At 74.8% G+C, this 13437-nt stretch carries 10 protein-coding genes; 6 read left to right on the plus strand and 4 right to left on the minus strand.

Features of this window, described 5'->3' with window-relative positions:
• Positions 1–65 precede the first annotated feature (65 nt).
• The 4 genes from AB0O82_RS33550 to AB0O82_RS33565 all read left to right on the plus strand — a co-directional run bounded on the left by AB0O82_RS33550 (position 66) and on the right by AB0O82_RS33565 (position 5492).
• Positions 66–1256: a rhodanese-like domain-containing protein gene (locus AB0O82_RS33550; protein ID WP_363587996.1), complete on the plus strand. Its 1191-nt coding sequence runs from the start codon at positions 66–68 to the stop codon at positions 1254–1256.
• A gap of 123 nt (positions 1257–1379) precedes the next feature.
• On the plus strand, positions 1380–2039 hold the full coding sequence (locus AB0O82_RS33555) for a DUF5819 family protein (RefSeq protein WP_363587998.1): 660 nt from the start codon (positions 1380–1382) through the stop codon (positions 2037–2039).
• A 206-nt stretch (positions 2040–2245) separates the two neighbouring features.
• Positions 2246–3361: an HTTM domain-containing protein gene (locus AB0O82_RS33560; RefSeq protein ID WP_363588020.1), complete on the plus strand. Its 1116-nt coding sequence runs from the start codon at positions 2246–2248 to the stop codon at positions 3359–3361.
• Between the two features lie 10 nt (positions 3362–3371).
• Entirely contained in the window at positions 3372–5492 is a 2121-nt protein-coding gene (locus AB0O82_RS33565; protein WP_363588000.1) for an FUSC family protein, read from the plus strand.
• Between the two features lie 69 nt (positions 5493–5561).
• Here the strand turns inward: AB0O82_RS33565 and AB0O82_RS33570 are convergent, their stop codons facing one another.
• On the minus strand, positions 5562–6230 hold the full coding sequence (locus AB0O82_RS33570; RefSeq protein WP_363588002.1) for a hypothetical protein: 669 nt from the start codon (positions 6228–6230) through the stop codon (positions 5562–5564).
• A 99-nt stretch (positions 6231–6329) separates the two neighbouring features.
• Here AB0O82_RS33570 and AB0O82_RS33575 point away from each other — a divergent pair, with 99 nt between their 5' ends.
• Complete coding sequence (locus tag AB0O82_RS33575) at positions 6330–7052, plus strand: helix-turn-helix domain-containing protein (protein ID WP_363588004.1); 723 nt, start codon at positions 6330–6332, stop codon at positions 7050–7052.
• A 14-nt stretch (positions 7053–7066) separates the two neighbouring features.
• Positions 7067–7822: an RNA methyltransferase gene (locus tag AB0O82_RS33580; protein WP_363588022.1), complete on the plus strand. Its 756-nt coding sequence runs from the start codon at positions 7067–7069 to the stop codon at positions 7820–7822.
• 43 nt (positions 7823–7865) lie between these two features.
• Here AB0O82_RS33580 and AB0O82_RS33585 read toward each other — a convergent pair whose 3' ends face one another.
• The 3 genes from AB0O82_RS33585 to AB0O82_RS33595 all read right to left on the minus strand — a co-directional run bounded on the left by AB0O82_RS33585 (position 7866) and on the right by AB0O82_RS33595 (position 12984).
• A complete protein-coding gene (locus AB0O82_RS33585; protein WP_363588006.1) occupies positions 7866–9206 on the minus strand; it encodes a peptidoglycan-binding protein in 1341 nt (446 codons plus the stop codon).
• Between the two features lie 314 nt (positions 9207–9520).
• A complete protein-coding gene (locus AB0O82_RS33590; protein ID WP_363588008.1) occupies positions 9521–10534 on the minus strand; it encodes an XRE family transcriptional regulator in 1014 nt (337 codons plus the stop codon).
• A 299-nt stretch (positions 10535–10833) separates the two neighbouring features.
• The gene (locus tag AB0O82_RS33595) at positions 10834–12984 is read right to left on the minus strand and encodes a protease pro-enzyme activation domain-containing protein (RefSeq protein ID WP_363588010.1); all 2151 of its coding nucleotides are present in this window, start codon (positions 12982–12984) and stop codon (positions 10834–10836) included.
• Between the last annotated feature and the right edge of the window lie 453 nt (positions 12985–13437).

Below are 13437 nucleotides of genomic sequence, written 5' to 3' on the forward strand. Positions count from 1 at the left end.
GGCCGGGCCACCCCGCGGGGCGGCTCCGCATGGACGCAGCCGGCCGGACGAGACAGAGGCGAGAAGTGACCGCGCAGAGCCCCGTCCGCTGGACGGACCCGCAGCAGCAGGAGCTGGAGGAGCGGGTCGCCGCCGCCGAACTCGCCTGGCTCAGCATGGACGTCGACGTGCAGACGCTGCGGGTCGAGATCGATAACTTCGCGCTGATCCACCATCAGCTGCTGGGCCCGCTCTACGCCCGGCTGGACGAGCTGGAGGCGCTGGTCGCCGAGGCGGTCGCGGCCAGGACCGGGCACCCCGAGGACCTCCGCCGGGCCGCCGAGGCCCGCCGGCAGGTCGACGAACTGCCCGACCTCGACGCGCTGTTCGACTCCGTCCGGGAGCAGGAGGCGGCCCCGCCGCCGCCCGCCGCGCCGGCCCGGGTGCGCCCCGGGCGGGACGCCCAGCGGATCTACCGCGAGCTGGTCCGCCGGGCCCACCCCGACCTCAGCACCGACCCGGCCGAGCAGCAGCGCCGGGCCGCGTTCCTGGCCCGGGTGAACGAGGCCTACGCGGTCGGCGACGCCGCCGCGCTGGAGGGCCTGTCCGCCGAGTGGTCCACCGCGCCCGAGGCCGCGCCCGGCACCGACTCCCCCGACCGGCTGGAGTGGCTGCGCCGCCGACTGGAGTGGCTGACCGGCAAGATCACCGAGACCGCCACCGAGCAGGTCCGGCTGGAACAGACCCCGATGGGTCAGCTGCTCGCGCTGGCCCCGCAGGACCCGGACCGGCTGCTGGAGCAGCTCGCCGAGGAACTGCTCGCCAAGGCCGCCGCCCAGCAGGCCGAACTGGAGCGGCTGCTCGGCGCCCCGGCCGCGGCGGGCGACGGCCACCGGCAGCCGGTGGGCGACAATGGCACCGACCCGACCCAGCCCCAGGAGAGCCACACGATGTTCGCCCAGATCCCCTCCACCACCGCCGCCGCAGTGCCCGCCGACGCAGCCCTGCTGGACGTGCGCGAGCAGGACGAGTGGGACGCCGGCCACGTGGACGGCGCGCTGCACATCCCGCTCGGCGAGGTGATCGCCCGGATCGGCGAGCTGCCGGACGGGAAGCTGTACGTGCTCTGCCGGGTCGGCGGACGCTCCGCGCAGGTCGTCCAGTACCTGGTGCAGCAGGGCCGGGACGCGGTGAACGTGGACGGCGGCATGTACGCCTGGGAGGGCGCGGGCCGTCCGATGGTCAGCAGCACCGACCAGGACGCCTTCGTCCTGTAGGCCTGTAGGACGGTGGCCCGGTGGCCCCGTCCGGCACCGTCGTGTTCGCCCGGTAGGGCAGGATGGGCGCGCGACCGCGCCGGGACGGGACCCGGGCGGCGCGCCGACCGGGCCGGGGAGGCCATGACGGAGACGACGGACCGCCCGGCCGCCGGACGGGTCTGGTCGACGCCCGCGCAGCTCGTGCTCGGCCTGACCGCGGCGGTGCTGGTGGTCGGCACCGGGTTCTTCCTCGCGGCGGTGTTCCTGCACGTCGCGCCGGCCAACTCGCTGTCCCGGCAGTACCGGGACGAGGTCGACGGCCTGGTGTACCCGGAGTTCGAGCAGAACTGGCGGCTGTTCGCGCCGAATCCGCTGCAGCAGAACGTCAGCCTGGACGCCCGGGTGCGCACCGCCGCCGCCGACGGCACCACCCGCACCCGCGACTGGACCGGGCTGACCGCGCGGGACCTCGCCGCGATCCGGCACAACCCCGCCCCCAGCCACGTCGACCAGAACGTGCTGCGCCGGGCCTGGGACTTCTACGACGGCTCGCACAACCCGCAGGACGAGGTGCTGACCAACACCCGAGGCAGGCTCGCCGAGCAGTACCTCAAGCGGATCGCCCTGCAACGGATCGGCCGGGAGGTGGACGGCGAGCGGATCCTGGAGGTCGAGTTCCGGGCCACCGCGGTGACCGTCCCGCCGCCGTCCTGGAGCGGCGAGGCCGCGCCACCGGCGCCGAAGGTGCGGGAGCTGCCCTGGTGGCCGGTGGACGACGAGGACTACCGGGAGCTCGGGTGAGCGAGGTGTCGCCGGAGGTGTCGTCCGACGTGGCGTCCGAGCTCTCGCCGGAGGTGTCGCCCGAGCTCTCGCCGGCGGCCGAGCCACGGTGGTCGGAGGGCATCCCGCGCCAGGCCGGGCAACCGCCCGCCGCCGGCTCGGCCCCCGGGCCCCGGCCCGACCCGGCGCCGCGCGGGCCCGGCCCGGCCGACCTGGCCGCCCGGGCGATGGCGGCCTTCACCGGGCGTGCGCTGGGCCGCCACCAGGCCGCCGTGGTGCGGATCGGCTTCGGGCTGGTCTGGCTCGCCTACCTGCTGCGCGAGTGGCCCAACCGGCGGGTGCTGTACGGGGACCGGTCGCCCTGGTCGATGGACCTGGCCGAGCGGCTGCTGACCGACAACGGGGCGTTCACGGTGCTGCCGTGGTTCGGCGGGCGGCCCTGGTTCGAGCTGGTCTACCACCTGGCGGTGCTGGCCGCCGTCGCGGTGGTGCTGGGCTGGCGGACCAGGGCGAGCACGGTGCTGTTCCTGGTCACCGTGCTGTCGCTGCAGAACCGCAACGTCTTCCTCGGCGACGGCGGCGACAACGTCGTCCACCTGATGGCGGTCTACCTGGTCTTCACCCGCTGCGCCGAGGTGTGGTCGCTGGACGCCCGGCGGGCCCGGCCGGGGCGGGCCGGGGTGGTGCTCTGGGTGCTGCTCGGCGCCGTCCTGGCGGCCTGCCAGGTCGGCGGCTTCTCCGGCGAGAGCCTCACCTGGACGGTCCGGACCTTCCCGTACGCCGGCTGGGCGCCGCTGTTCTGGGGGCTCTGGGCGGTGGCCGGGCTCTGGTGGACGCTGGGGCGGCTGCGGCCGGACGGCGAACCGCGCGCGGTGCTCGACGCGCTGGCGAACATGGTGCACAACTGCGCGATGCTGGTGATCGCCGTCGAGGTGGTGCTGATCTACGCGACGGCCGGCTGGTACAAGGTGCAGGGCTCGCGCTGGCAGGACGGCACCGCGCTGTACTACCCGCTGCACCTGGACTACTTCACGCCCTGGCCGTGGCTGTCCGGGCTGGTCGGCTCGGCGCTGCTGCCGGTCTTCCTGATCTCGTACGGCACGGTGGTCGTGCAGGTCGCGTTCCCGTTCACGCTGCTCAACCGGCGGGTCAAGAACGTGCTGCTGGCGGTGCTGCTGGCCGAGCACCTGGGGATCGCACTGCTGCTCGGGCTGCCGGTGTTCTCGCTCGCGATGATCGCGGCGGACGCGGTGTTCCTGCCGACCGGCGCGCTGCTCTGGGTGGCGGCGCGGCTGCGGCGGATCCGGCGGTCGCGAGCGCCGGTCACGGAGGGCGTGCCCTAGGCTGACCCGTATGTCCTGGTTCGCCGCCCTTCGCGACACCGCGCGGACCGGACTCACCCTCGACCGGGCGCTCACCGACCCCAAGCGGGCCCTGCGCGGGGCCGTCGCGGTGGCGTTGGTGCTCTTCCCCACCCTCGCGCTCGGCGGGGTCGCGCTCGCCACCTCGGCCGCGATGGGCGCCTTCATCGCCGGCACGGCCACCTTCCAGCGCAGCTTCCGGCCCCGGGCCAGTCTCGCCGTCGCGGCCGGGGCCGGGCTCGGGATCAGCACCTTCCTCGGCTACCTGGCGGCCGGGGTCCCCGGGTTGTTCCCGGTGCTGCTCGCGGTGTGGGCCTTCGGCGCCGGGCTCGCCTGGGCGATCGGGCCGACCGCCGGGGTGGTCGCGACCAACACCGTCTCGGTGATGCTGATCGTCGTCCAACTGCCGGTCAGCGCGACCGCCGCGCTCGGACACGGGCTGGTCGCCGCCCTCGGCGGGGTCGTCCAAGCCGTCGTCATCACCCTGTGGCCGATCGGGAGCTGGAGTGCCCAGCGGGACGCCCTCGCCGACACCTACGCGGAACTCGCCGACTACGCGCGCAGGTTGAGGCAGGATCCGACCGCGCACGTCGACCCGGCGCCGTTCATGACGGCCCGGCACGCCGCCGCCCTGACCCCCTGGCAGGACCGCCACCGGCCGGCCGAACTGCGCGGCCTGCGCGGCCTCGCCGAGCGCATCCGGCCCACCCTGGCCGCGCTCGCCGATCCCAAGGTGGGCGCCCCGGAGGAGGGGCCCGAACGCGACCGGGCCCGTGAGGTGCTGGCGGCCGCCGCCGAGGTCATGGACGCCCTGGCCCGAGCCGTCCGCACCGGCGACCCCGTCCGGCTGCCCCGCTCGGCGCCCACGCTCACCCTGGTCCCGCCGGACGAGGGGCCGCGGTTGCAGGGGGCGGCCCGGCGGTCGGCCCGCCGACTGGGCGGGCTGCTGCGCAAGGCCGCGGACACGCTGGAGCGGGGCGACGCGGACACCATCACCACGCCCGTGATCGGCGCGGGCGGGGCGCTGCACAAGCCGTCGATCCTCCGGATGCTGCCGGTCGCGCTGCGGACGGTGCGCCGGCAGCTGCGGCCGCGCTCGGCGATCTTCCAGCACGCCGTCCGGCTCGCCGGGGTGGTCACCGTCGCCTACCTGCTGGCCCGGCTGGTCGGGTTCCACCACGGCTACTGGGCGCCGATGACCGCCGCGATGGTGATGCGGCCGGACTTCGCCCAGACCTACAGCCGGGGTGTCGCCCGGCTGGCCGGGACGGTCGTCGGGGTCGCCGTCTCGACGCTGGTGGTGCAGCTCACCCACCCCGGGGAGTGGGTGCTGGCCGCGCTGGCCGTGCTGTGCATCGGCGGCTCGTACCTCGCGTTCCGGACCGGATACGCGCTGACGACGGTCGGGATCTCGACGTACGTGGTGTTCCTGCTCGGGCTCCAGGCCGGGAACCCGCTCACGACGGCCTTCGAACGGGTCGGGCTCACCCTGCTCGGCGGGTCGGTGGCGCTGGTGACGTACGCGCTCTTCCCGACCTGGCAGACCGCCCGGCTCGGGGAGCGGCTGGCCGAGTGGCTCGCCGCCGCCGGGCGGTACGCGGCCGCGGTGGTCGCCTGCTACGAGGACCCGGCCGCGCCGCGCGGGCGGGCGGTGCGGACCGCGCTGCTGGACTCCCGGGAGGCCCGCTCGGAACTGCTCCAGGCCATGCAGCGCGCCGACGCCGAACCGGGCCGGCACGCCTCCGGGCTGCCCGGGGTGTCCCGGCGCCAGGTCGACCGGGCCCGGGCGGCCGTCGGGCACCTCGGACGGGTCGCCGTCCTGCTGGAGGCGCACCTGCCGGCCGCCGACGCCGACCCGGTGCCGGGTACGGCGGAGTACGCGGAGGAGCTGCGGCTGGCCACCGCGCTCGCGGGGGCGGCGCTGCTCACCGGGCAGCCGGTGGAGTTCGGCGCCGTGCGGGAGGCGCAGGCGCGGCTGGAGGAACGGCTGGCGCAGGCGCCGGCGGGGGTGCAGCGGGACGTGGTGCGGGCGGGGACGCGGCTGCTGGGGCAGGCGCTGAAGGACCTGGAGCGGGCGCTGCGGGGGCGGGAGGACGTGCGGGGGCCGCAGTAGGCGACGTTCGCCCCTCCTGGAAGGGCGAACGTCGGGGGGAGAACGTCGGGGCCGAACGGCGCGGGGGCGTCAGGCGGCGCGGGCGGCGGCCTCCAGCCAGTTGGCGAACTCGCAGGCGAAGTGCCACTGGTGGCCGGTGCCGAGGAGGGCGGGGGCGGCCTCGGGGAACTGGACGGTGAGGCGGATCCGCAGGCCGTCCGGGGTGTCGGCGAACTCGTGCATCACCCGCAGCACCTCGGTGCCGTCGGCGAGGGTGCCGGTGCCGCCGATGCGGACCGGGAAGGCCTGGTGGCCGGGCCCGGCGATCGGGACGTCGTCGTGGAAGCGCAGGAAGAAGCGGGCCGGGCCGGTGCCGAGGGTCTCGATGATCTCGACCCGTTCGCCGGTGGAGTCGGCCAGGTAGTGCTCGGGGTTGGCGGCGAGCAGGGCGTCCCGGTCGGGGGCGTGCAGGCGGCCCTGCCACCAGGTGAGGAAGCGGTCGGCGTCGATGCCGGCGGCGGTGAGCTCGGTGACGGCGGTGCTCCACCGGCCGCCGGAGGCGTGGGCCCAGGCGGCCAGGGCGGTGTCGGCGGCGGTGGTGTCGGGGGTGAGCAGTTCGCGCGTCCGGTCGTCGCCGAGGTGCTGCTTGAGCAGGCGCAGGGCGGCGCGGGCACGGTCGAGCTCCCAGGCGAGGACGGCCTCGCGCGGGTGGCTGGTGCCGTCGATGTCGGTGTGGACGGTGAGCGCGGTGGTGGTCACGGCGTCACTCCTCGGCTCCTCAACGATGCGGAGAGATTTTCTCCGCTTCACTGGACGCTAGCATAGGGGGAGAGAATTTCTCCGGTTAGGGAGTTGCCGATGAGGGCCGACGCGGAACGCAGCCGGCGCAGGATCCTGGACGCCGCCTGCGAGGTGTTCCTGGAACGGGGCCCGGACGCCCCGCTGGACGCCGTGGTCCGGCGGGCCGGCGTCGGCCCGGCCACCCTCTACCGGCGCTTCCCCGACCGGGAGGCCCTGGTCCGCGCCCTGGTCACCGACCTGCTGGCCCGGCTCGCCGAGGCCGCCGACCGGGCCCGCCGCGACGAGACCGACCCGTACCGGGCGCTGCGCCGCTTCGTGCACGCCGCCGCCGACCTGCGGATGGGCGCGGCGATCGTGGTGCTGCTGGAGCGGCTGGTGGTGGACGAGGACCTGGTCGCCGTCCGCCGCGAAGCCGTCACCGCCGTCGAGGCGCTGCTGCGCGCCGCCCAGGACGCCGGGCGGCTGCGGGCCGACGTGGGGATGGGCGACCTGGTGCTGCTCTGCGTCCGGGTGTCCCGCCCGCTGCCGGGCGCGCTGGCCACGCTCGACGCGGACGGCTCGCTGGTCCACCGGCACCTCGACCTCGCGCTCGCGGGGCTCGCCGCCGATCCGGACGGTCCGACCGGCCGGCCGCTCGGCTTCGACGAGGTGATCGCCGCTGCGGGCCGCCCCGGCGAGCCCGGCCCGGGCGGGGCCGCCCCAGGCGGGGTGGCCCTGGATCAGACGGTCCTGGATCAGGTGGCCTCGGATCAGACGGCCTCGGACGAGGTGGCAGAGTGAACGCCATGAACGCCATGGACGACGAGGTGCTGCGGGCGTGGCGGGCGGCGGAGCGGGAGCCGGGGGCCGTCCTGCTGGACGGGTTCCACCCGCTGAAGCACGCGCTGCGCTTCGGCGGGGACGTCCGGCGGGTGCTGACCGCCGACCGGGCGGCGCTGCTGGCCCTGGCCGGGGAACTGGCGCCGGACGTCGCGCCGGCGCTGGACGCGCTGGCGGTGGAGCTGCCCGAGGAACGGCTGCGGACGCTGGCACCCCGGCTGCACCCGACCGGGGTGGTCGCCCTGGCCGCGCGGCCGTCCGTCGGGGCGAACCTGGCGGCCCTGGCCCGCCGCCCGCGCCCGGCCCCGGTGGTGCTGCTGGAGAACCCGCGCAACCTGGGCAACGTCGGGGCGGTGATCCGGCTGGCGGCCGGCTTCGGCGCCACCGGCGTGGTGACCACCGGAGATCTGGACCCCTGGCACCCGACCGTGCTGCGCGGCAGCGCGGGCCTGCACTTCGCCACCGCGGTGGAGCGGCTGGCCCTGCCGGAGCTGCCCGCCGGGCCGCTGTACGTGCTGGACCCCGAGGGCGCGGACATCCGGACGCTGCCGTTCCCGGACGACGCGCTGCTCGCCTTCGGCACCGAGCGGCACGGCGTCTCGGCGGAGCTCAAGGCGCGGGCGGACCACCTGGTCTCGGTGCCGATGCAGCCGGGGGTGTCCAGCTTCAACCTGGCCACCAGCGTGGCGATGGGCCTCTTCCACTGGATGTCGTCGAAGCCTCAGGGGTGAGGCGTGGCGCCCGCCGGGGCGGGCACCACGCCGTCGGCGTGCGTCAGGCGAAGAGCCGGCGCCAGGTGTCCGGGCCGGGGTAGCCGTCGGCCTCGGCGCCGCGCCAGCCCTGGGCCTGCTGGAAGGCCTGGACGGCCCGCCGGTCGCTCTCGCTCCAGCGCGGGCCGGGGCCGACGCTGTACGAGCCGCCGAAGCCCTTGCGCACCAGCTGCTCGCCCAGCAGGCGGACCTGGTCGTTGTTCTGACCCGGTCCGAAGTACTGCCGGCCGGGGAAGGCGGGCGCCCCGGTGCCGGGCCGGACCGGCGGCGGTAGCGGGGTGGTGCCGGCGCCGATGGCGCGGCCCTTGCCGTTGACCAGGTAGTCCCAGGTGTCCTTGCCGGGGATGCCGTCGGCCTCGGCGCCGCGCCAGCCCTGGGCCTCCTGGAAGGCCTGGGTGGCCCGCCGGTCGGCCTCGCCCCAGCGCGGGTCGGGGCCCTCGGAGTAGAACCGGGCGCCGCCGCGCTGCACCAGCAGCCGGCCGAGCTCGGTGACGTACGCGTTGTTCGCGCCGGGGCCGAACTTGTCCGCGCCCGGGAAGGCGGTGGCCGGGGTGCCGTCGTTGCTGCCGCCGGACAGGCCGGTGTAGCGGTACGGGACGTAGGCGCCGGAGTTGTTCCAGTAGGCGTACGGGGTGTCGCGCTTCTTGGTGCCGGGGGAGGTCTGCTCGTAGGCGAGGTAGCGGGTGAGGGAGGAGTCCGTCCAGCCGCCGAAGATCGTCACGTGCGACCCGGACTGCGGGCTGGCCGGGTTGTTGTAGATCAGCACGTCGCCGGGCTGGAGGTCGGCCTTGCCGATCCGCTCGGCGAAGTTCGGCAGGGTCCAGGTGGTCTGGCTGCTGCCGAGGCCCCAGGCCATCGAGACGAAGCCGGAGCAGTCCTGGCGGTAGCCGTCCGACCAGTAGCTGCCCATGCCGTACGGCACCTGCTGGTCGACCCAGCCCTGGGCGCGCTGGATGATCTGCGCCCGGGTGGGCGGCTGGGCGGCGGCGCGCGGGGCGGCGAAGGCGCGGGCGCCGGGTGCTTGGCCGTAGAGGCCGCTGACCTCGCCCTGCGGGGTCTGCGGGGGCTGGGCGGTGCTGCTGCCGCCCGGGGTGGGGCCGGGGGTGGGGGCCGCGGTGGCGTGCCCGGCGGCGGCCGTCCCGCCGCCCACCGCGGTGCCGACGGCGGCCATCAGCACGGCGGCCCGGCGGCGGATGCTGCGGGCCGCGGCGTGCCCGCCCTCGTGCACCGGTGCGGCGTGCCGCCGGGCGCGGCGGCGGGCGCTGCAGCCCCCGCATATGCAGTCCTCGTCCGGTTCGACCTCGTCGAATTCCAGCAGCGGGGACAGGTGGTCGGTACGGGTCATGCTCCGCCTCTTTCCTGCGGTCTTCCTGGTCGACGCCTGACGGCGTGACAGGACTGGCCTTCCCGGGCCGGCCCCGCGTGTTATCGGGACCAAAGTCCCAAAGCGGGCGGAAGGTGGCACGGCGGGTTGCGCCGGACGGGTGACAACCGTTCGGCGGCCCGGGCGTGGCGGGGGCGAGGAGGAGGCGCTAGTGCCGGTGCGGGGCCTGGCGGATGGTCAGGTGTGGCGGGGGTGCGCGGGCCGGTTCGAGGACGGCGGGGGCGGTCGGACGCCGGGGCGGCCGGATGTCGGGGACGACTGGACGCCGGGGGCGGCTACTGCCACTCCCAGCGGATGCCGATGTGCCCGGGCTGCTGGTCCGGCGCGAGCACGTGGGCACTCGCGGAGGCGCCGACCCAGAGCTGCTCGCGGCGGTGGTCGACGTCCGCGCCCGGCTCGCGGTCGTAGCGCTCGCAGTGCGCCGGGACGGCCGCCGGGTCGAAGTGCACCTGGAGCACGTACTCGCGCACCGGGGTGGCGAAGCGGCGGCTGTACTCCAGCGTCGGGCCGCCCGGCGGGATCTCCACCTCGTACTCGAAGACCGTGCTGTCGCCGAGCGCCAGCGGGCGGTCCAGCATCAGCTCGCCGACGGTCAGGCCGGCCTCCGGGCGGCGCCGGACCCGGCCCAGCCGGCCGTGCCGCACCGAGGTGATCTCCGGGCAGCCCGTCGCCTCCTCGTCGGCCTTGTGCACGACCAGGCAGCGGCCCACGCCGCCGACGGTGGCGCGCACCACCTGGCGCATCCGCAGCAGGTTGCCGCGCCGCTCGGCGTCCACGTAGTACGAGTCGTGGATGCTCAGCCGCTCCAGTTCGCCCTGCGGCGGGGCGTCCAGCTCGGCGAAGATGTCCGCGATCTGCCGTTCGCCCGGCCAGACGTCCTCCAGGCCGAGGTGGCAGGTGTTCGCGACGGCGGCCCAGCGGCCGCGCGGGCGGGGCGGGCCGAGCAGCGAGGTGAGCGCGCTGTGCGGCAGTCCGAGCAGTTCCTCCAGCAGGTGGACGGCTCTCAGCGAGCTGGCCCGTTCGGGCTGGCTGCGTCCGCGCCGCCAGTAACTCAGCGTCGTGACGCTGACTCTGACGCCGCGCTGGGTGAGGGCGGCTCTGATCCGGTCCAGGCTGAGGCCGCTGGCCTCGATGGCCAGGTGCAGGGTGTCCGCGAAGCCGCCGGGGGCGGTGGCCCGCCCGGCGTGCGCGGGTGCCGGAGGCGGTGCGGGTACGGACGGGCCGGGGCGCTCCGGGCGCAGTCCGACCAGCCGGAGTCGCGCGGAGTCCTGAGGCTGCTGTGCGGCCATGCGGTGACCCTCCCCGCCAGGTGAGTTCGGAGGGGCCTGGCCGGCGCCGAGGCTCGCCGCCGACGGCTTCACCGAGCTTTGGGGAACCCTATGCACGGTCGAGAGGCTACGTCATCAGTCGTGCGTATGACAGGGGTCACGGCAGGTGAACCGAAGGGTTGGTGATCTTGAAACAGTTCGGAAACACACGCCCTCGCCGCGCGCCCGCGCCGCCCGTCGCGACGGGCGGACGCACACCGCCGGGGCGGGCCCTGTCGGCGCCGCCCCGGCGGGGGTCAGGTGGTGCTACCCGCTGGTGGTCAGTTGACGTTCAGCGCGATGTCGTCGATCACGAAGCTGGTCTGGTTGGAGCCGTCCTCGGTGCCGGTGAACTTGACGGTCACGTTCTTGCCGGCGAAGGAGGAGAGGTCCAGGGTGCGCTTCACGTAGCCGGCGGCGGCGTTGACGTTGGAGTACGTCGCCAGCGTGGTGCCGTTGGCCTGGACGGTCAGCTTGTCGTACGCGGTGGAGCCGGTCTCCGCGGTGTCGATGTGCAGCCAGAAGGTGAGGCTGGCGGACTTGCAGCCGGCCGGCACCGAGATGGTCTGCGACAGGGTGTCGGTGTGGGCGCTGCCGTAGCCGTCCAGCCAGGCCTTCCAGCTGCCCGAGTGGGCCGCCTGCGAGGAACTGTTGTCGACCACGCCGCTGGAGGTGGTCCACGGGGCGGCGGTGCCGGTCTCGAAGCCGCCGTTGCCGATCAGCTGGGCCGCGGTGCAGCCGCCGGTGGGCGGGGTGGTGGAGCCGCCGCCGAGCAGGGCGGTGGTCAGGCCGTCGGCGATCGGGGTGCCCCAGCCGGTGACCTGGTCGTAGCCCGTCCCGGCCGGGAAGTCCTGGTTGGAGCCGCTGGTCACGTCGTGGAAGGCGCCGGAGTAGTTGCTGCTGTTCGCGACCGCGTACAGCTTCGGGTTCGCCTCGCCCAGGACCGGCTGGCCGGCCGCCTTGGCCTTCTGGTTGAACTGGGCCGCGTAGCCGGCCCACAGCGGCGCCGCCGCGCTGGTGCCGCCGTAGACCTGCCAGGAGCCGGCCGTGTAGATCGCGAAGCCGCTCGCCGGGTCGGCGTTGGAGGAGACGTCCGGGACGGTGCGCATGGTGCCGCTGCCGGTGCCGGTGCCGGTCTGCCAGGTCGGCTTGCCGAACACGGTGGAGACGCCGCCGCCGGCGCTGCTCCAGGCGCTCTCCGAGGAGTACGAGGTGCCGGACACCTGGAGGTTGGTGCCGCCGACGCCGGTCTGGTGCGGGCTGGACGCCGGGAAGTCGACCGCCTTGACCGACGAGCCGCTGGTGGAGCGGGTGCAGTCGCGGGAGCCGTCGTCACCGGAGGCGGAGAAGATCGAGATGCCCTGGGCGGCGGCCTGCTTGAAGGCGTTGTCCACGGCCGTCATCGAGGCGGCGGTGGTGTCCGGCTCGCAGGAGCCCCACGAGATCGAGATGACCGAGACCTGGTTGTCGGCCACGATCTTGTTGGCCATGTCGATCTCGCCCTGGTCGCTGTTGGGCGCCTCGTAGACCAGCTGGGTCGCCTTCGGCGCCGCGCCGCGGACGATCTCGCTGTCCAGCTCGACCTCGCCCTGGCCCCCGCCGGGGGCGGAGTCGTAGTTGGCGCCGTCCACCGAGACCGTGGAGACGGCCGGGCCGGACAGGCCGTACTGCGAGTCGTAGGTGGTCAGGTTGGAGGACGAGTAGCCGTCGAACTCCCAGAGGGCGACCGTCGTGCCGGTGCCGTCGGCGCCGGTCTTGTTCAGGTTGTAGGCGCCGTCGTACTGCGACGGGCCGAAGCCGCTCGGGGTCGAGGAGGCCGTGTGCGGGGTGACCGAGTTCGGCTTGGCCAGGCGGTTCTTGCGGACCGCGTGGTTGTCCAGGCCGCTCACGCCCTGGACCACGTCGGCCAGGTCGGCCGGGACGGAGGCGGCGGCGTCGTTGGCGAAGAAGGCGCGCTGTAGCTGCGGGTCGACGTAGGAGCTCTCGTGGGTGCCGAAGGCCTGCGAGATCTGCGCGTTGGTGCCGTGGGCGCTGACCACCTGGCGGTTGGCGCTCACCTCGGTGACGGTCAGGCCCTGGGCGGCCAGGTAGGTCTTGACCTGGTCGACGGCGGCCTGGGTCGGCCCGAACCGGGCGGTGAACTGCTCCGGCGTCAGGTACTTGCCGAACTCGGGGGTGCCGGGGGTGGCGACCGCGGCGAGGAAGCGGTCGAGGGCGGCGGTGTCACGCAGCTTCAGGCTGACGGCCACCGAGATCTGCTGCTCGGCCGGGACGTCGCCCTTCTTCTCCGAGTGGGCCACTGCCGGGTTGACGGTGTTCGGGAGCGCGACACGGGGAGCGGGGGCGGCCTGCGCGGTGGAGACACCGAGCGAGACGGCGGTCAGCGGCAGCACGGCTATCGCCGCGGCGAGGGCAAGGGAGCGGGGGCGCAACGGATCCTCCTCTGGCCGGCTGTGGGGGCCGGCAAGGGGCCAGAGCGTTCCGGAGTCGAAAACGCTGTCTAGAACATGACAGAACCAGTGCGCAAAGTGGCTCATGGTCAAGCAATTCGTTGCTAAAAAACAGTCAACTGTGGACACCCGGAATGCGGGGATTCCATACAGTGAATAGCCCGGATTCCGGAACCGGTCCCTACCGGTGGGGGGCGGAAGGGACGGACGTGGAACCGGGTGGAGCCGCGCGGGAAGCATGACCGGCGTGGGCCGTACGGCGACGCGCGGGAATCGGGCGCGGGTGGCGCGGAACTATGTGAACGGCACGGCCCGGCGGCTGCTCTGACGGCTTCCCCGACGGTGGACCGGAAGGGGCTGAGGGCGGGCCGGGATCATCGATCTGGGTGACCACCACCTCGTCGGCGTTCACCAGCGCCCACCAGGAGTCCGGGT

This window comes from Kitasatospora sp. NPDC088264, assembly GCF_040685715.1.
Taxonomy (GTDB): Bacteria; Actinomycetota; Actinomycetes; order Streptomycetales; family Streptomycetaceae; genus Kitasatospora.

Excerpts from the sequence above, each read along its gene's own strand:
- AB0O82_RS33580 (WP_363588022.1), top strand. The coding sequence starts at position 7,067 with ATGGACGACGAGGTGCTGCGGGCGTGGCGGGCGGCGGAGCGGGAGCCG.
- AB0O82_RS33555 (WP_363587998.1), top strand. The coding sequence starts at position 1,380 with ATGACGGAGACGACGGACCGCCCGGCCGCCGGACGGGTCTGGTCGACG.
- AB0O82_RS33575 (WP_363588004.1), top strand. The coding sequence starts at position 6,330 with ATGAGGGCCGACGCGGAACGCAGCCGGCGCAGGATCCTGGACGCCGCC.
- AB0O82_RS33585 (WP_363588006.1), bottom strand. The coding sequence starts at position 9,206 with ATGACCCGTACCGACCACCTGTCCCCGCTGCTGGAATTCGACGAGGTC.
- AB0O82_RS33565 (WP_363588000.1), top strand. The coding sequence starts at position 3,372 with ATGTCCTGGTTCGCCGCCCTTCGCGACACCGCGCGGACCGGACTCACC.
- AB0O82_RS33560 (WP_363588020.1), top strand. The coding sequence starts at position 2,246 with ATGGCGGCCTTCACCGGGCGTGCGCTGGGCCGCCACCAGGCCGCCGTG.
- AB0O82_RS33590 (WP_363588008.1), bottom strand. The coding sequence starts at position 10,534 with ATGGCCGCACAGCAGCCTCAGGACTCCGCGCGACTCCGGCTGGTCGGA.